This is a genomic window from Nocardia sp. NPDC058518 (assembly GCF_042719655.1).
Classification (GTDB): domain Bacteria; phylum Actinomycetota; class Actinomycetes; order Mycobacteriales; family Mycobacteriaceae; genus Nocardia.
In genome coordinates this window covers 1-16074 of sequence record NZ_JBHXNJ010000039.1, presented here as the reverse complement: position 1 = coordinate 16074, position 16074 = coordinate 1, and the positions used below count along the sequence as shown (strand labels likewise).

Genomic DNA, 16074 nt, shown 5'->3' with positions numbered 1-16074 from the left:
GGGGGGGGGGGGGGGGCGGGCGGGCGCGCCCGCGCGCGTGGGGGGTTTGTGTGTCATTGAGTGGTAGATGCTCCCCGCCCCCCACCCCCAACCACCCCCGCCCCCCCGGGCCCCCCACGGCAGGCTTCGCCTGCCTGCCCCTCCTCGAGGTCGGGGCGCGCGGGGTTGCGTTGGTTGGGGAACAAGGGGTCGGTGTTGTGCCGGGCGTGGGGTGTCGGGACGTAGACTGATGGCCGTGCACAAGGCGTTTCGAGTATCCGGCGGTGTTGCGCGGTGAGCTCTTTCCTGCGATACACCGATGACACCGGTAAACAGCATGAATTGGCCTTGGAGGCTGGGCAGCAGCGCGTCACCATCGGGCGCAATGTGCAGGCCGACCTCGTGCTCGCGTGGGACGCCGAGGTTTCGCGTCTGCACGCGGCCGTCGAACATCTCGGCGCGCACTGGACCATCATCGATGACGGACTTTCCCGTAACGGCACCTTCGTCAACGGTGAGCGGCTGGTCGGGCGCCGCAGGCTGAGTCCTGGCGACCGGATTCGGGTCGGGACCACGCTCGTGCATTTCTTCGATTTCGGTGGTGTGGTGGATGACGCGACGCATACCGCGTCCGGGTCCATCCCCACGATGCGCTCACTGACCGAGACCCAGCGCGCGGTGCTGGTCGCGCTGTGCCGTCCGTACAAACACGGCACCGGATTCGCGACGCCCGCGTCGAATCAGCAGATCGCCGAGGAATTGTTCCTCTCCATCGACGCGATCAAAACCCATCTGCGCGCCTTGTTCGCGAAGTTCGGGGTGGAAAATCTGCCGCAGAACCAGAAGCGCACCCGGCTGGCCGCACTGGCCATGCAGAGCGGCCTGATCTCCGACCACGATTTGTGATCGCGACGCTCGCGTAGGTCGGTGAGCGCCTGAACTATGTTCGCGGACGGGCGCTGGGCGGTTGACTTACTCGTATCACCGGAGCGCGGGATCGAAGCTCCGGACCACGAGTCAGGAGACATCGCATGTTCGCAGTTCGGATGGCCACCCTAGTGCTGGCCCTGCTCAGTACCGGACTCATCGCCGGGGTGTTCTACGCGTACGCGATCTCGGTGATGCCCGCGCTGGCTCGCACCGACGACCGCACGCTCATCGACGTCATGCAGAAGATCAACGTCGTGATCATCAACCCCTGGTTCATGTTCGGCTTCATGGGCACGGTCGGTTTCACCGCTCTCGCGGCCGCTGTGCACCTCGGCAAGGACCAGCGCTCGACACTGATCTGGATCGGAATCGCGTTGGCGCTCAACGTGATCGCCTTCGCCGTCACCGTGGGGCTGAACGTGCCGCTCAACGACGCGATCGCCGCGGCGGGTGATCCCGCCTCGATCGCCGACACCGCCGCTGTCCGTGCGGATTTCGAGGCGGCCTGGGTTCGCTGGAACATCGTCCGCGCGGTGGTGCACACCGCCGCGTTCCTGGTGCTGTGCGGTGCGCTGTTCGCCGCCGGCGTGCAGGAGGGTAAGTCGAGCACCCCCGCGGCGGCAACGGCGTCGATGGTTTCCGGCCGGTAGCGCCACGCGATCACTAGAACGTGTTCCATGATAAGTGGAACACGTTCTAGTGAGGAGTCGTTCATGCGACGTAGTTCGCTTCTGGTGCTGGCCGCGGCCCTGTTCGCCTGCCTGCCCGCCACCGCGTCGGCCCAGCCCCTCCCGGTCGACTACAACTTCTTCGCGGGCATCCCGCCGGAGCTCACCAACCCGGGCGGCTCGCTACCCGGCGCGAACGATCCGGCCTGCGTCCCCTCGCCCGAACATCCCGACCCGGTGGTCCTGCTGCACGGCACCGGTGGCGGAGGGCAGACGAACTGGGGCGTGTACGCCCCGCTGCTGGCCAACGAGGGCTATTGCGTCTTCTCCCTCACCTACGGCGCCTACGCCCTTCCCTGGCCCGTCTCGGCGATCGGCGGCATGCGTCCGATCGAGCAGAGCGCGGCCGAGGTCGCGGCCTTCGTCGACGGCGTGCTGGCCCGCACCGGCGCCGAGCGCGTCGACCTGATCGCCCATTCGCAGGGCAATATCGTCGGCAACTACTACCTCAAGCGGTTGGGTGGCGGGGACAGGGTCGGCAAGCTGGTCGGGATCGCGCCGCCCTGGCTCGGCACCAACGCGTTCGGAGCGGGCGATATCGCCCGCTTCAGCCGGGCGCTCGGCGCGGGTCCCGCCTTCGACGCGGTCAGCTCGTCGCTGTGTCAGGCCTGCGGGCAGATGTTCACCGGCTCGCCCTTCATGACCGCGCTCAACGCCGACGGTGTGTACGACGCACGGGTCACCTACACCAATATCGTCTCCGCTTTCGACGAATTGGTCGTCCCGCACACATCGGGCCTGGTCCCCGGCCCGAACGCCACCTCGATCGTCGTGCAGGACGGTTGCGCGCAGGACTTCTCCGAGCACCTGGCCATCGCGGGCAGCCAACGCGCGGCCGGTCACGTCCTCAATGCCCTCGACCCCGCCAGACAGGCCGCGGTGCCCTGTGAATTCGTCCCACCCTTCACCGGATAACCCACCACGCGGGATTTCGCTGTAGGCAAAACTGAACAGGAAACGAATGCCGCGACGTGCGCGTTGTGAGTGAATGACCATGTTGTCGCCGGTCTTCAATAGGGTGGACCGGCGGCGGCGGAATCCCCTGCCAACTAGAGTGGATGGCGGGGGCCGCAACCCCCGGGCTTCATGGCAGGCTGACGGCGAAAGTTGTCGGTCCGACGCCCTAGGTTGTATCGAGCATACTGCGGCGTCTGTTGCCAGAATGTCGGAGCAGGAGAGTGAGGGAGCGATGTTCGAGAGGTTCACCGACCGCGCGAGGCGTGTCGTTGTCCTGGCCCAAGAAGAGGCCCGGATGCTCAACCACAACTACATCGGCACCGAGCACATCCTGCTTGGGTTGATCCACGAGGGCGAGGGCGTGGCGGCGAAGTCGCTGGAGTCCCTTGGTATCTCGCTGGAGGGTGTGCGTAGCCAGGTCGAGGAGATCATCGGGCAGGGCCAGCAGGCGCCGTCCGGCCACATCCCCTTCACCCCGCGTGCCAAAAAGGTGCTGGAGCTGAGCCTGCGCGAAGCGCTGCAGCTCGGCCACAACTACATCGGCACCGAGCACATCCTGCTCGGCCTCATCCGCGAGGGCGAGGGCGTCGCGGCCCAGGTGCTGGTCAAGCTGGGTGCCGACCTCAACCGTGTCCGTCAGCAGGTCATCCAGCTGCTGTCCGGGTACCAGGGCAAGGAGCCCGTCGAGGGCGCCGGTCCGCGCGGCGAGGCGGGTACTCCGTCCACCTCGCTGGTGCTCGACCAGTTCGGCCGCAACCTCACTCAGGCCGCGCTCGAGGGCAAGCTCGACCCGGTCATCGGCCGCTCGAAGGAAATCGAGCGCGTCATGCAGGTGCTGAGCCGCCGCACCAAGAACAACCCGGTGCTGATCGGCGAGCCCGGTGTCGGTAAGACCGCGGTCGTCGAGGGCCTGGCACAGGCCATCGTCAACGGCGAGGTCCCCGAGACCCTCAAGGACAAGCAGCTCTACACCCTCGACCTGGGCTCCCTGGTCGCGGGCAGCCGCTACCGCGGTGACTTCGAAGAGCGCCTCAAGAAGGTGCTCAAGGAGATCAACACCCGCGGCGACATCATCCTGTTCATCGACGAGCTGCACACGCTCGTCGGCGCGGGTGCTGCCGAAGGCGCCATCGACGCGGCCTCGATCCTGAAGCCGAAGCTGGCCCGTGGCGAGCTGCAGACCATCGGTGCCACCACCCTCGACGAGTACCGCAAGTACATCGAGAAGGACGCCGCTCTGGAACGCCGTTTCCAGCCGGTGCAGGTGGGCGAGCCGACCGTCGAGCACACCATCAACATCCTCAAGGGTCTGCGCGACCGCTACGAGGCGCACCACCGGGTCTCCATCACCGATGGCGCTCTCGTCGCCGCCGCCACCCTGGCCGACCGCTACATCAACGACCGGTTCCTGCCGGACAAGGCGATCGACCTGATCGACGAAGCGGGCGCGCGCATGCGCATCCGCCGGATGACCGCTCCGCCGGACCTGCGCGACTTCGACGACAAGATCGCCGATGCTCGCCGGGAGAAGGAAAGCGCTATCGACGCGCAGGACTTCGAGAAGGCCGCGCGTCTGCGCGACAAGGAGAAGCAGCTCGTCGCCAAGCGGGCCGAGCGCGAAAAGCAGTGGCGTTCCGGTGATCTGGACGTCGTGGCCGAGGTCGACGACGAGCAGATCGCGGAGGTGCTGGCCAACTGGACCGGCATCCCCGTCTTCAAGCTCACCGAGGAGGAGACCACCCGTCTGCTCCGCATGGAAGACGAGCTGCACAAGCGGATCATCGGCCAGGAGGATGCCGTCAAGGCCGTCTCCAAGGCGATCCGCCGCACTCGCGCCGGTCTGAAGGACCCCAAGCGTCCGTCGGGCTCGTTCATCTTCGCCGGCCCCTCGGGTGTCGGTAAGACCGAGCTCGCCAAGTCGCTGGCGAACTTCCTGTTCGGCGACGACGACGCGCTCATCCAGATCGACATGGGCGAGTTCCACGACCGCTTCACCGCTTCTCGTCTGTTCGGTGCCCCTCCCGGGTACGTGGGCTACGAGGAGGGCGGCCAGCTCACCGAGAAGGTGCGGCGCAAGCCGTTCTCGGTGGTGCTGTTCGACGAGATCGAGAAGGCGCACCAGGAGATCTACAACACCCTCCTGCAGGTGCTCGAGGACGGCCGTCTCACCGACGGTCAGGGTCGTACGGTCGACTTCAAGAACACCGTGCTGATCTTCACCTCGAACCTGGGCACCTCCGACATCTCGAAGGCTGTCGGCCTCGGCTTCACCCAGTCCAACGCCGAGGGCTCGAACTACGAGCGGATGAAGCTCAAGGTCAACGACGAGCTGAAGAAGCACTTCCGGCCCGAGTTCCTCAACCGCATCGACGACGTGATCGTCTTCCACCAGCTCACGAGCGAACAGATCGTGCAGATGGTGGACCTGATGATCGCCCGCGTCTCGAAGCAGCTGAAGAACAAGGACATGGCGATGGAGCTGACCGATCAGGCCAAGAGCCTGCTCGCCAAGCGCGGTTTCGACCCGGTCCTCGGCGCGCGTCCGCTGCGTCGCACGATCCAGCGCGAGATCGAAGACCAGCTGTCGGAGAAGATCCTCTTCGGCGAGATCGGCGCGGGCCAGACCATCATGGTCGACGTCGAAGGCTGGAACGGCGAGGGTCTCGGCGAGGACGCCAAGTTCACCTTCACCGGCAAGACGAAGCTGACCAAGTCCTCCGCGACCGACGACAAGCCAGAGGTAGTCCTCACCGGCGCAGCCGAGGGCACCGCGCCCGAAGCCGCCGCCTCCGGCGAGTAACCAGCTGAACCGAAAAGCCCGCCCCCGATATCAGGGGGCGGGCTTTTCGCGTAGCGGATCAGCCGAAGTGCTGAAGGAGCCCGGACCGATGACGTGCGGCGTGCTCGAACACCTCGACCAGCACGGCGTAGTACTGACCGAGATAGTCGAGGCCTACGTTGCCGTCACGAAGCCAGATCTGGGGATACACACCGGCTTCGTCCATTCCGTTCGGGTCGTAGTGCGCGGCGAGGATGCGGAACGGAGTCTTGCCCAGTAGTTCCGCGGTGTAGGACACGTCCTCCGCGGTCCACCCGATGTATTCGTCGATGGCCGACGGCGTCCCGGTGAAGAACAGGTCGATACCGGTTTCCGCCGCTTCCAGCAGGTACTTCAACCCCGCCCACGACTTGTCGAGGTACCCGCTCGGATCGGTCTCCGGCGGCACGTATTCGGCGAGAAACTCCTCCGCGCGATCAGCGTCCCGCATCGTCACCTCCAGATCCGCTGCGCTCACCCTCATGAACGACATGATCACCCCCACAACAACTTCCTTCCCTCGGTGTCGCCCGAAGCTATCAGCGGGTACCGACCTCGACCGCCGCTGACCGGTACCGTGAGGTGCATCGCCGGTTCCTTCATGAGGGGTGCACAGTGACGCAGGACGATGGTGCGCACAGCCTCGACGAGGTGCTGGCCGGTGTGGGGTGGCGGTTCGCGGGGCGCGACGAGTTCAGGCTGACGGCGGGTCAGTGGGAGTTCATGACGGGGCCGAGTGCGCTCGTGGTGCTGGACGGGTTGGTTCGGGTCGAAGGGCTCAGTACGACAGAGGATCTGGCGAGCGGCGACTTCCTGTTCGTTCCCGGTACGGCTCGATTCGCGATCAACGCGCTGTCGGCGGGCAGGGTGCTCCGGGTGCGCCTCGACCCGGTCGGGACCGGCAGTGCCATGACCGCGCTGCCGCAACGAGTACTGCTCACCGGTTTCGTCGACCACACACCGTTGGCCGCGACCATGTTTCGCCACCTGGTCGAACAGTGCCCCGACCCGTTCGGCGTCCAGGGCGACCGGGTGGCCACGTTGATCACCTCGATGGCGATCGAGTCCTGGCACGCCCGCGGATGCGCGCCACAACGGTGGCTGCTGAAAGTCAATGAGCCAGGGGTGGCGCAGGCGGTGGCCGCGATGCATGCCGACCCGGGGCAGGAGTGGACAGTCGAGGGACTGGCGAAGATCGCGCTGGCCTCGCGGTCCGGGTTCGCCGCCCGGTTCCAGGCGGCCACCGGCCTCACGCCGGGCAGGTACCTGACGAAACTGCGGATCGAGCGGGCGCAGCTGTTGCTGGTCGACCACGAGGTGCCGGTCGGCACGGTGGCCCGCCGCCTCGGCTATCGCTCGGAGACGGCATTCGGGCGGGCGTTCCGGCGCCACACGGGCCGCACGCCGTCGGATTGGCGGCGGGCGACCCGGGAGCCTGCGGGTGTCAGTGCCCCGCTCGGGTGAGTGAGCGCCGGATCAGCACACCGCCGAGCACCGCGGCGAGGGCACCGAGACCGTAGGTGGCGGCAAGGCCGATGCTGTCCACCCCACGGCCGCCGATCGCCGAGCCGAGGATGATCGCCAGCTGGAAACCGCCGACGATCAGCCCGCTGCCCGCTTCCATTCGATCGGGCAGCACCCGCGACACCCACACCTGCACCAGGTTGAGGATGCCGCCGAACGCGGCGCCCCAGATGACCACGGCGAGGTAGGCGAGCGGGGCGAATGTCGCGGAGGCGATGATCGCGAGCAATGACAGGCCGATGGCCGTCGGCACCGCCGGCAGCAGGGTGCCGAGGTGGCGATCGGCGAGTGCACCGAGGACGAAGTTGCCGAGCAGACCACCGACGCCGAACAGGGCGAGCAGGACCGGGATCACCGCCGGGCCCGCGCCAAGCAGTTCGGCCATGGCGGGGCGGATGTAGGTGTATCCGGCGAAGTGCCCGCCGACGACGGCGACCATGCTGATCAGGCCCAGAGTCATGCCCGGAGCCCGCAGAGCGCTACCGAGGGCGGCGAACCCGATGCCCTTGCTCGGCGCGATCGGCGGCAACATCAGCCGCACGGCGACGGCGGTGGCGGCGGTCAGCGCGGCCGCGACCAGAAAGGTCGTCCGCCAGCCGGCATAGGTGCTCAGCAGCACGCCGAGCGGCACGCCGGCCACCGTCGCGACGGTGGTCCCCGCGTTCACGATCATCATCGCTTTGCCGAGGCGGTCGGCGGGGACGAGCTCGGCGGCGATCACCAGCGCCATCGACCAGTAGCCACCGACAGCCAGTCCGAGGAGCAGTCGCGCGATCAGCAACAGGACGATATTCGGTGCCAGCGCCACCACCACGTTCGACACCGCCGCGCCGATGGTCAGCCAGATCAGCAGGGTGCGCCGATCCATGCGGGGAAACAGCGCGCCCAACCCGAGTGCGGCCAGCAGTGCGGTCAGGGCCGTCGCGCTCACCGAGAGCCCGACTACTCCCTCCGGCACGTTCAGATCGGTAGCCAGCGCGGTGAGTACACCGGGTGGCAGGAATTCGGCGGTCACCAGTGTGAAGCTGCCGAGGAACATGGTCAGCAGGGCGGGCCGGACCCGGCGATCGGTGGTGGGCACCGCCGCGTCGGCCGTCGAAGTCGTAGTCATGCCAGATGCAACATCGCCCGGCGGCGCCGCACTCGCCCGAAACGCCACCGCATCCGACTCAAACGCCGCGGTGTCGAGCGGCGGTCTGGTCTATTCGAATCGGCTCAGCACGGGCGAGTTCTGCTCGGTGGCGAAGGCCAGGAAGGTCAGCAGCCCGTCGTAGTGTTCGCGCAGGTATTCGTGGCAGAAGTCGGTGTCCCAGATGTCCGGGTACACGTCGTTGTCATCCATGTCGTCCGGGTCGAAGTGTGCGGCGAGGACGGTGAACGGTGTCGAGGCCATGGTGCGGGCCGCCGCTGACACCTCGTCGGCTGTCCAGATCCGCGGCTCGCCGTCGCCCGCCCACGGGTCGAGATCGCGCAGCAGGTCGAGGTCGACTCGCGCGGCTGCCAGCAGGTAGCGCAGTCCGTCCCAAGCCTTGTCGATGTCGCCGCATGGTTCGCCGGTGCGGTCGATGGCGTCGATCAGTTCGAACGCGGCCTCGGCATCGGCGGTGATGCGGGCGGCGTCGGCGTCGGAGATGCGGTGGAATGCGAGCACTGGTCCCATGGTGGGAAAGGTAGAAATCCAGGCTTGGCGATACCTTGGCGACTTCTTTTTGCCGGTCGGACAGTCCTATTTCGCGGCGTACGGTGGGAATTGCTCGTCCAACCGACACGGGGGTGTTCGTACACATGACTGATTCCAACCGCACACTGATCGCCGTTCTGCTCGACCGCTCGGGCTCGATGCAGACGATCAAGGCCGACACCGAAGGTGGGCTGGCCGCCTATTTCGAACAGCAGCGCGCCGTGCCGAAACAGATCGAGGTCACGCTCGCCCAGTTCGACACCACCTACACCGTGGTCTACTCGAATGTGCCGCTGGCCGAGGTACCGCCGCCGAGCTTGCACCCGCGCGGTGGGACCGCGCTCTACGACGCGCTCGGCGAGCTCGTCACCAGCGTGGGCACCGAACTGGCCGCCCGCCCCGAACACGAACGTCCCGGCACCGTGATCGTCGTCGTCCTCACCGACGGCCACGAGAACTCCAGCCGCGAATGGACCCACGCCGCCGTGAAGTCCCTCATCACCCAGCAGCAAGACGTCTACAACTGGACCTTCGTCTTCCTCGGCGCCAACATGGACGCCGTCGAAGTAGGCTCCAACCTCGGCTTCGACCCCGGCTCGGCCATCACCTACGCCCCGGTCGCAGGCGGCGTCCGAGGAGCCTTCGACGCCCTCTCCGCCTACTCCGCCCGAGCCCAAGCCGCCCCCGCGGGCGTCGCCCGCCGCGCCCGCTTCTCCGCCTCCGAACGCAAACAAGCAGACCAGGGCAGCTAGGCGTCTATTGCCAACCTGGGCGGACCAGGCCTGATTCGTAGGCGAGGACTACGAGTTGGGTGCGGTCTCGGGCGGCGAGTTTGGTGAGGATTCGGCTGACGTGGGTGCGGGCGGTGGCGGGGGACATGTAGAGGCGGGCGCCGATTTCGGCGTTGGTGAGGCCCTCGGCCACCAGGGTCATCACCTCGCGTTCGCGGTCGGTGAGTTCGGCGAAGGCGGCGGGGGGTGGTTGTTTGGCGTGGGTGGAGAATTCGGCGAGCAGGCGGCGGGTGACGCCGGGGGAGAGGAGGGCGTCGCCCGCGGCTACGACGCGGACGGCGCGCAGCAGGTCGGCGGGTTCGGTGTGTTTGACCAGGAAGCCCGCGGCGCCGGCGCGGATCGCTTCGAAGACGTATTCGTCGAGTTCGAAGGTGGTGAGGACGACGACGCGGACCGGCGCGAGCTGGGGGTCGTCGGCGATCATGCGGGTGGCGGCGAGGCCGTCGAGGATCGGCATGCGGATGTCCATCAGCACCACATCCGGGACCAGGGCGCGGGTCATCCGGACCGCCTGCTCACCGTTTTCGGCCTCGCCGATGACCTCGATGTCGTCCTGGGCCTCCAGCAGGGCGACGAAACCGCCACGCACCAGCGCTTGATCGTCGGCGACGAGGAGCCGGATCTTCGCAGGCCGAGGCAGTTCGCCAGGATCACTCACGCGCTTGCCTCCTTGCCGCGCGCATCCGATGTGGCCGAAGCCGCTGGCCGAGCGGGCAATCGGGCCGCCACCCTGAACCCGCCGGACGGGCGTGGCCCCGCGGTGAGCGCCCCGCCGAGCGCATGCGCCCGCTCCCGCATCCCGATGATCCCGTTGCCGCCGATCCCGGTTCGCACAGCGGTCTCGGTCGGCCGGGTGTTGTCGACGGTGATGTCCACCGATTCCGGGGTGTACCGCAGCGTGATCAGCGCGGTCGCGCCGGGCGCGTGCCGCACCACGTTGGTCAGCGATTCCTGCACGATCCTGGCTGCCGCCACATCGATCACGCTCGGCAGCTTCTTGGGCGTGCCGATGATCTTGGTGTCGACGTCGAGCCCGGTCGCCCTGGTGCGTTCGAGTAGTGTGTCGAGGTCGTCGAGGGTCGGCGCGGGAGCACGCGGGGCGGGGCGTGGCGCAACGGGTACGTCATCGGGTACGCCGACATGTTCCGGGTACTCCGGCACCACCGCGGTCCCGCTGCGAATCGCGTGCAGCAGCGTATGCACCTCGGTGAGAGCCTCTTTCGAGGTCGTCTTGATGGTCGCCAGCGCCGCGGCCGCCTGCTGCGGCTTGCGATCGAACAGCTCCAGCGCCACCGACGACTGCACATTGATCAGCGAAAGACTGTGTGCGAGAACATCGTGGAGCTCCCTGGCGATGGCCAACCGCTCCTCGGATGCCGCCCTGGCCTGCTGAGCCTGTTCGTCGCGCTGGGCCGCCTCGGCCCGCTGCTTGCGCGCGAGCACCACCGCGCGCCGCTGCCGCACCCCCTCCGCGATCGCGACCAGCACGCCCATCCAGGCCAGCAGCCCGAATATCTGCCACGCGTCGGAGTGCCGTCCGAGCAGGGCGGGCAACGGCCACACCATCGTCAGGTAGCCGATCGCGACCACCGGGTATGTGTGCCAGCGTGATCCGGTGACGGCTGCCGTCAGGAAGGCGATCACCAGCGAAAGGAAGATCGGCCCGTAGCCGTAGTTGCGCAGCACATACGTCACCGCGGCGACCAGCGCCACCAGCAGTACCGGTTCGGGCAGCACCCGCCGGAAACCGAGCGCGATCGGCCCCGCGAGTAGCAGCAGATACGCGAAAGCGTCCAGCGACCGCACACCGGTTTGATGCGAATTCGCACCGGAACTACCGGCCAGCTGGATCACCGCGACCACCACTGCCAGGCCCCAGTCCTGAACGACTGAGCCACGCTCCCACTTCGCAGACGTTCCCACGGGTCCAACCCTATTGCGTACCCGTGCCGCCCGCGTCGGCCTGCGCACGTATTTCCCGCGGGCAGCCGTGTAGTCCGCGCGGCGTAGCACCGTGCACGCCGCGCGACGGATGCCCAGGCAGCCCATGAGCGCGGATTCTGATTCCCATGAACGAATCGATCGTGGTCACCACCGAGTTGACCAAACGCTATGGCGAGCACCTCGCGGTGGACGCGGTGAGCATGCGGGTCGCGGCCGGGGAGATCTACGGATTCCTCGGCCCCAACGGCGCGGGCAAAACCACCACGTTGCGCATGCTGGCCGGTCTCATCCGGCCCAGTGCGGGCACCGCGACCGTCCAGGGCCGCACTCCGGGCGACCCGGAGGTACTGCGCCGTATCGGCGTGCTCATCGAGGGCCCCGGCTTCTACCCCTACCTCTCCGGCCGTGACAACTTGCGGGTACTCGCCCGCTATCGCGGCCACGAGAACGTCGAGGTCGAAACGGCGCTGGAACGTGTCGGCCTGGCCGACCGGGCAGGTGACCGCTTCCGCACCTATTCGCTCGGCATGAAACAGCGCCTCGGCGTGGGCGCGGCCATGCTCGGCGACCCCGACCTGCTGATCCTCGACGAACCGACCAACGGCCTCGACCCAGCTGGTTTGGCCGAAATGCGCACGCTCATCACCGATCTCGCGGCTGACGGACACACCGTGCTGCTGTCGAGCCATCAGCTCACCGAGGTGCAGGAGATCTGCCACCGCGTCGGCGTGATCTCCGGCGGTCGCCTGCTCGCGGAATCGACGGTGGCCGAATTGCGCGGCACCGCGACACTGCTGGTTCGCGCCGAGCCCGCGCACGTGGCTCTCGACGCGGTGCGCGCGGTCACCGATGCGCCCGCACGAGCAGGCGCGGACGGAATCAGGGTGGAAACGAGCGCCGCGATGGCACCGGATGTCGCGCGAGCTGTCGTATCGGCGGGCGCGGACCTGCTCGAACTGCGGGTGGACGAGAAATCCCTGGAAGAAGTGTTCTTCGAGATGACGGCTGTGGAGGTAGCGAAATGAACGCCATGACAAGGGATCTCACCGCGAGCGTTCGCGCGGAAGCGGTACGCCTGGGCCGCTGGCCCGCCTTCTGGATCGTCCTGGGCACCTGGATCCTGCTCAATCTGACCTTCGCCTACCTCTTCAACTACCTCGCCTACACCTCCGGCGAGAACGGTGCGATGTCGGACGGGCTACCCCGCGACGTTCTCCTCGGACAACTCATGCCCGCCGCCGTCCCCGAGGTGTTCACGCAGGGCATGTCGATGTTCGGCGGCGCGCTGGTGCTGATTCTCGGTGCCCTCGCTGTCGGCAGCGGATATGGCTGGGGCACTTGGAAAACCGTGTTCACTCAGGGGCCGAGCCGCCCCGCGGCGGTGGCGGGACTCCTGTTGACCCTGCTGGGGGTGGTCATCGCCCTCGTCCTGGTCGCCTTCGCCGTCGACATCGGGATCGCGACCGTGATCGCGGCCGGCGAATCCCAGCCGATCACCATGCCGTCGCTCGAAAATTCACTCGTCGGAATCATCACCGGTACAGCCATTCTCGGTATGTGGACCCTCGCCGGTGCCCTCATCGGTGCCATCGCCCGTGGCCCCGCCTTGGCCGTCGGCCTCGGGCTGGTCTGGGTCCTGGTCGTGGAGAATCTGCTCCGCGGCGTGGCGGGCATCTTCGGCCCGATCGAAGCGGTCACCAACTTGCTCCCCGGCACCGCTGCGGGCTCGCTGGCCGGAGCGATGCGCACCGTGGAGGGCCCGGCCAACCCGGGCGTTCTCGACATCCTCACCCGCGGTGAATCTTTCGCTCTGCTGGCTGTCTACGTGACGGCCTTCGCGGGCGGCACGATCTGGCTCATGACCCGCCGCGACCTCACCTGACCCGCACCTGTGAGGACTAAGACGCACCCAGGATTCGGTGGGCAAGCGTAGACAGGCCCTCGGTGATCTGCTCGGGTGACAAACCCCGCTCGCGTTGCTGGAGGTAGACCTCGGCGGCGAGCGGCGCGAGGACGGTATCGACCAGTGAATCCGGTTGTGGAACAGCGGCTTCGATCAGCAGCGAGCGCACGTGCATCGACCAGAACCCATAGGCGCCGGTGGCGAAACGGGCGCCGCCGGTTTCCGCGCCGAGTACCAGATGCGCGTGCGCGGTGAGCAATTCGATCATCGCCGCGTAGAAGGCGGCAAGTCGATCGGCCGGGGGCGCGCCGGGGCCCAGCGGGGGCGCGCCGCGTAGCAGCTGTTCCTGGAGGGCGCGTTCGTGCTCGTCGAGGAGGGCGACGGCGATCGCGGTGCGATCGGGGTAGCGGCGGTAGAGGGTGCCGCGGCCGACGCCCGCGGCCTTGGCGATGTCGTCCATGGTGACCGTGCGTGGGTCACGGGTGGCGAAGAGTTCGGCGGCGGCCGCCAGTACTTTCGCGCGATTGCGGGCCGCGTCGGTGCGCTCGGTGGTCGGTGGCGCATCCCGTGCTGTGCCGGTGAGCAGGTCGGATCGGGGCTCCATGCGTTGACTGTAGCCCAGAAAAGAATATGTGGACATGCTGTCCACATATGTCCTATCGTCGAGGTATCAACAAGTGGACAGCATGTCCAGTTAGGAACCTGTCATGACACACCTGCTGCACCTCGACGCCAGCGCTCGTAGGAACTCCCTCAGTCGCAAGCTGGGTGCCGAGTTCGTCCGGGCCTGGCGCGATGCGGAACCCGGCGGCACTTACACCTACCGAGACCTCGCCGCCGAGCCGGCGCCGTTCATCGACGAGGGCTGGACCGAACTGTGTGACGCTGTCCTCGCCGCCGGGGTCACCGACCTCGACCGGCTCGCGGAACTCGCTGTCACGCCCGCCGCCGAGGCCGCATGGCGGGTGGTGGAACCGCTGCTGGCGCAGGTCCTGGCCGCTGACGTGATCCTGATCGGCACCCCGATGTACAACTACTCCGTCCCCGCCTCCCTCAAGGCGTGGCTCGACCAGATCACCTTCCCCCGAATGTCGCTGGGGGAGCGCAGGTTCGTCGTGGTCACGGCCCGGGGCGGTGCGTACTCACCAGGGGCGCCGAAAGCCGCGTTCGACTACCAGGAACGTTTCCTGCGTGACTTCTTCGCGGGTCACTTCGCCGTCACCGACACGGTTTTCGTCAACGCGGAACTTGCCAATGCCGTTCAGGATCCGAACCTCGCCCACCTGCGTGACGCACACGAGGCTTCGCTCGCCGCCGCGCAGGCCGAAGTGGGCTCTCTTGCCAAGGAATACGTGCGATGAGCTGGCTGGTACTCGGTCTGGCCGGGCTCGTCGAAATCGCCTGGTCGCAGACCATCAAACCGACCGAGAACTTCACCAAACCCGGCCCGACCCTGCTCTGTATCGCGCTCGGCTCGCTGGCCGTGTATCTGCTCTCGCGCGCCATGCAGACTCTCCCGGTGGGCACCGCCTACGCGGTATTCACCGGAATCGGGGCGCTCGGCGCGATCGGTCTCGGCGTGCTCGTGCACAAGGATCCGCTCAGCGCGGGCCGAGCGCTGGCGCTGTCGATGATCCTCGGCGGCATCGTGCTCGCGCGCGTGACGAATCCCGAGTAACCCTGTCGCGCACCCGATGCGAGGATCGGCCGGTCATGACCGGTAAGGTCGGCTGATGGACCAGCCAGTTCGCCCCCCGGACCTGTCCACGCGGCCACACGAGCTCACGGTCGAGCGCGTGATGAAAGCCTCGCCCAGCCTGCTCTACGCGGCCTGGACCCAAGGCATGGACCTGTGGCTGGCCGTCCCCGGATCGGTGCTGATGCGCCCCGCCGTCAACGAGCCCCTCTACTTCGACACCGGCTCGCCCGAAAAACGCAACCCCCATTACGGCCGCATCCTGCTGCTCGAGCCGAACCGGCGCATCGAATTCACCTGGGTCACCGCCGCCACCGACGGCGTCGAAACCGTGGTCGCCGCCGAATTCCTCAAGCAGCCACGCGGCATCCGCCTGCGTCTACGCCACTCCGGGTTCCCCACCGCGGCGATCAGGGATCTGCACAAGCAGGTCTGGCCGGACAAACTCGAGCGTCTCGACGAAATCACCAGCGCCACTGTGTGAGCACCCGAGTAGGTTCGTCATCGAATGCAAGACAACTCGAACCGAAAGGATCGCGATGCCGACTCGTAGCGCACGCACACTCTGGTCAGGCGGACTGCAGGACGGGTCCGGGCAGGTCGAACTGGTCAGCTCGGGTGTGGGCAAGTTCGATGTGAGCTTCCCGCGCAGGGCGGCCGACACGGCCGAGGGCACCAGCCCGGAGGAACTGATCGCGGCGGCGCATTCGTCGTGCTATTCGATGGCGCTCTCGGCGGAGATCGCCAACGCCGGTGGGACACCGGAGGGCCTTGACGTCAACGCCGATGTGACGCTGGCGCCCGACCCGGCCGGTGGTTTCCAGATCAGCAAGATCAAGCTCACCGTGCGCGGCAGCGCGTCGGGCCTGGATGCCGACGGGTTCGCCGCGGCCGCCCTCGCGGCGAAGAACGGTTGCCCGGTCAGCAAGGCTCTCGCTGGTGTGGCCGAGATCGAACTGGACGCGGCACTGGCCTGATCTCATAACCGGCCGTGGGGGGGCCGTGTCTGATTTGGGGGCCGGGCGCGGGGGTCGCGGGCGGGGGGCGGGGGGGGCACCCGGGCGGGGGCGGGGGGGGGGTGCGGGGGCGGGGGCCGCCCGGTCCCCCGCACGGGGGCCAAGGC

General features: G+C 67.5%; 18 protein-coding genes. 12 read left to right on the top strand and 6 right to left on the bottom strand.

Going from position 1 to position 16074, the window contains the following annotated elements; translation table 11 throughout:
* Window positions 1-273 precede the first annotated feature (273 nt).
* The 4 genes from ACFWPX_RS36080 to ACFWPX_RS36065 all read left to right on the top strand — a co-directional run bounded on the left by ACFWPX_RS36080 (window position 274) and on the right by ACFWPX_RS36065 (window position 5394).
* Window positions 274-885, top strand: a complete 612-nt coding sequence (locus ACFWPX_RS36080) for an FHA domain-containing protein (RefSeq protein ID WP_101464728.1) — start codon at window positions 274-276, stop codon at window positions 883-885.
* Between the two features lie 125 nt (window positions 886-1010).
* A complete protein-coding gene (locus ACFWPX_RS36075; RefSeq protein ID WP_378933315.1) occupies window positions 1011-1559 on the top strand; it encodes a DUF1772 domain-containing protein in 549 nt (182 codons plus the stop codon).
* A 63-nt stretch (window positions 1560-1622) separates the two neighbouring features.
* Window positions 1623-2552: a lipase family alpha/beta hydrolase gene (locus ACFWPX_RS36070; RefSeq protein ID WP_378933312.1), complete on the top strand. Its 930-nt coding sequence runs from the start codon at window positions 1623-1625 to the stop codon at window positions 2550-2552.
* 274 nt (window positions 2553-2826) lie between these two features.
* Window positions 2827-5394 carry an ATP-dependent Clp protease ATP-binding subunit gene (locus tag ACFWPX_RS36065; protein WP_378918459.1) on the top strand — a complete coding sequence of 856 codons (2568 nt, stop codon included), beginning with the start codon at window positions 2827-2829 and terminating at the stop codon, window positions 5392-5394.
* A gap of 58 nt (window positions 5395-5452) precedes the next feature.
* Here the strand turns inward: ACFWPX_RS36065 and ACFWPX_RS36060 are convergent, their stop codons facing one another.
* Window positions 5453-5905: a DUF1877 family protein gene (locus ACFWPX_RS36060; RefSeq protein ID WP_378933309.1), complete on the bottom strand. Its 453-nt coding sequence runs from the start codon at window positions 5903-5905 to the stop codon at window positions 5453-5455.
* Between the two features lie 122 nt (window positions 5906-6027).
* Here ACFWPX_RS36060 and ACFWPX_RS36055 point away from each other — a divergent pair, with 122 nt between their 5' ends.
* The gene (locus ACFWPX_RS36055; RefSeq protein ID WP_378933306.1) at window positions 6028-6876 is read left to right on the top strand and encodes a helix-turn-helix domain-containing protein; all 849 of its coding nucleotides are present in this window, start codon (window positions 6028-6030) and stop codon (window positions 6874-6876) included.
* On the opposite strand, the gene ACFWPX_RS36050 is transcribed toward ACFWPX_RS36055, so the two are convergent.
* Entirely contained in the window at window positions 6857-8047 is a 1191-nt protein-coding gene (locus ACFWPX_RS36050; protein ID WP_378933303.1) for an MFS transporter, read from the bottom strand. The genes ACFWPX_RS36055 and ACFWPX_RS36050 overlap by 20 nt on opposite strands.
* A gap of 90 nt (window positions 8048-8137) precedes the next feature.
* A complete protein-coding gene (locus ACFWPX_RS36045; RefSeq protein ID WP_378933300.1) occupies window positions 8138-8596 on the bottom strand; it encodes a DUF1877 family protein in 459 nt (152 codons plus the stop codon).
* 125 nt (window positions 8597-8721) lie between these two features.
* Between ACFWPX_RS36045 and ACFWPX_RS36040 the strand changes: the two genes are divergently transcribed.
* On the top strand, window positions 8722-9369 hold the full coding sequence (locus ACFWPX_RS36040) for a VWA domain-containing protein (protein ID WP_378918449.1): 648 nt from the start codon (window positions 8722-8724) through the stop codon (window positions 9367-9369).
* A gap of 4 nt (window positions 9370-9373) precedes the next feature.
* Here the strand turns inward: ACFWPX_RS36040 and ACFWPX_RS36035 are convergent, their stop codons facing one another.
* Together ACFWPX_RS36035 and ACFWPX_RS36030 are read right to left on the bottom strand one after the other, a co-directional pair.
* Window positions 9374-10066, bottom strand: coding sequence for a response regulator (locus tag ACFWPX_RS36035; protein ID WP_378933296.1), 693 nt, complete (start codon window positions 10064-10066; stop codon window positions 9374-9376).
* Complete coding sequence (locus tag ACFWPX_RS36030; protein WP_378933293.1) at window positions 10063-11331, bottom strand: sensor histidine kinase; 1269 nt, start codon at window positions 11329-11331, stop codon at window positions 10063-10065. The genes ACFWPX_RS36035 and ACFWPX_RS36030 overlap by 4 nt, the downstream gene beginning before the upstream one ends.
* 146 nt (window positions 11332-11477) lie before the next feature.
* On the opposite strand from ACFWPX_RS36030, the gene ACFWPX_RS36025 reads away from it, so the two are divergent.
* Together ACFWPX_RS36025 and ACFWPX_RS36020 are read left to right on the top strand one after the other, a co-directional pair.
* Window positions 11478-12377: an ABC transporter ATP-binding protein gene (locus ACFWPX_RS36025; protein ID WP_378933288.1), complete on the top strand. Its 900-nt coding sequence runs from the start codon at window positions 11478-11480 to the stop codon at window positions 12375-12377.
* Window positions 12374-13234 carry an ABC transporter permease gene (locus ACFWPX_RS36020; RefSeq protein ID WP_378933285.1) on the top strand — a complete coding sequence of 287 codons (861 nt, stop codon included), beginning with the start codon at window positions 12374-12376 and terminating at the stop codon, window positions 13232-13234. Before ACFWPX_RS36025 ends, ACFWPX_RS36020 begins: the two co-directional genes overlap by 4 nt.
* A 16-nt stretch (window positions 13235-13250) precedes the next feature.
* Here the strand turns inward: ACFWPX_RS36020 and ACFWPX_RS36015 are convergent, their stop codons facing one another.
* Entirely contained in the window at window positions 13251-13859 is a 609-nt protein-coding gene (locus ACFWPX_RS36015) for a TetR/AcrR family transcriptional regulator (protein WP_378933282.1), read from the bottom strand.
* A 103-nt stretch (window positions 13860-13962) separates the two neighbouring features.
* Between ACFWPX_RS36015 and ACFWPX_RS36010 the strand changes: the two genes are divergently transcribed.
* Genes ACFWPX_RS36010 through ACFWPX_RS35995 form a run of 4 tightly spaced genes read left to right on the top strand, consistent with a single transcriptional unit; the run spans window position 13963 to window position 15928 of the window.
* Window positions 13963-14616: an FMN-dependent NADH-azoreductase gene (locus ACFWPX_RS36010; RefSeq protein WP_378933279.1), complete on the top strand. Its 654-nt coding sequence runs from the start codon at window positions 13963-13965 to the stop codon at window positions 14614-14616.
* Window positions 14613-14933 (top strand): DMT family transporter, encoded by a 321-nt coding sequence (locus ACFWPX_RS36005; protein ID WP_378918435.1) that lies wholly within the window; start codon window positions 14613-14615, stop codon window positions 14931-14933. The genes ACFWPX_RS36010 and ACFWPX_RS36005 overlap by 4 nt, the downstream gene beginning before the upstream one ends.
* Window positions 14934-14988: 55 nt before the next feature.
* A complete protein-coding gene (locus ACFWPX_RS36000; RefSeq protein ID WP_056818993.1) occupies window positions 14989-15435 on the top strand; it encodes an SRPBCC domain-containing protein in 447 nt (148 codons plus the stop codon).
* A 55-nt stretch (window positions 15436-15490) separates the two neighbouring features.
* Complete coding sequence (locus ACFWPX_RS35995) at window positions 15491-15928, top strand: OsmC family peroxiredoxin (protein ID WP_378918433.1); 438 nt, start codon at window positions 15491-15493, stop codon at window positions 15926-15928.
* The last annotated feature ends 146 nt before the right edge of the window (window positions 15929-16074 follow it).

What these genes read in the sequence shown, in the direction of transcription:
- ACFWPX_RS36075 (WP_378933315.1), top strand. Translation starts at nt 1,011, where the DNA reads ATGTTCGCAGTTCGGATGGCCACCCTAGTGCTGGCCCTGCTCAGTACC.
- ACFWPX_RS36070 (WP_378933312.1), top strand. Translation starts at nt 1,623, where the DNA reads ATGCGACGTAGTTCGCTTCTGGTGCTGGCCGCGGCCCTGTTCGCCTGC.
- ACFWPX_RS36065 (WP_378918459.1), top strand. Translation starts at nt 2,827, where the DNA reads ATGTTCGAGAGGTTCACCGACCGCGCGAGGCGTGTCGTTGTCCTGGCC.
- ACFWPX_RS36060 (WP_378933309.1), bottom strand. Translation starts at nt 5,905, where the DNA reads ATGTCGTTCATGAGGGTGAGCGCAGCGGATCTGGAGGTGACGATGCGG.
- ACFWPX_RS36050 (WP_378933303.1), bottom strand. Translation starts at nt 8,047, where the DNA reads ATGACTACGACTTCGACGGCCGACGCGGCGGTGCCCACCACCGATCGC.
- ACFWPX_RS36045 (WP_378933300.1), bottom strand. Translation starts at nt 8,596, where the DNA reads ATGGGACCAGTGCTCGCATTCCACCGCATCTCCGACGCCGACGCCGCC.
- ACFWPX_RS36040 (WP_378918449.1), top strand. Translation starts at nt 8,722, where the DNA reads ATGACTGATTCCAACCGCACACTGATCGCCGTTCTGCTCGACCGCTCG.
- ACFWPX_RS36025 (WP_378933288.1), top strand. Translation starts at nt 11,478, where the DNA reads ATGAACGAATCGATCGTGGTCACCACCGAGTTGACCAAACGCTATGGC.
- ACFWPX_RS36020 (WP_378933285.1), top strand. Translation starts at nt 12,374, where the DNA reads ATGAACGCCATGACAAGGGATCTCACCGCGAGCGTTCGCGCGGAAGCG.
- ACFWPX_RS36015 (WP_378933282.1), bottom strand. Translation starts at nt 13,859, where the DNA reads ATGGAGCCCCGATCCGACCTGCTCACCGGCACAGCACGGGATGCGCCA.
- ACFWPX_RS36010 (WP_378933279.1), top strand. Translation starts at nt 13,963, where the DNA reads ATGACACACCTGCTGCACCTCGACGCCAGCGCTCGTAGGAACTCCCTC.
- ACFWPX_RS36005 (WP_378918435.1), top strand. Translation starts at nt 14,613, where the DNA reads ATGAGCTGGCTGGTACTCGGTCTGGCCGGGCTCGTCGAAATCGCCTGG.
- ACFWPX_RS36000 (WP_056818993.1), top strand. Translation starts at nt 14,989, where the DNA reads ATGGACCAGCCAGTTCGCCCCCCGGACCTGTCCACGCGGCCACACGAG.
- ACFWPX_RS35995 (WP_378918433.1), top strand. Translation starts at nt 15,491, where the DNA reads ATGCCGACTCGTAGCGCACGCACACTCTGGTCAGGCGGACTGCAGGAC.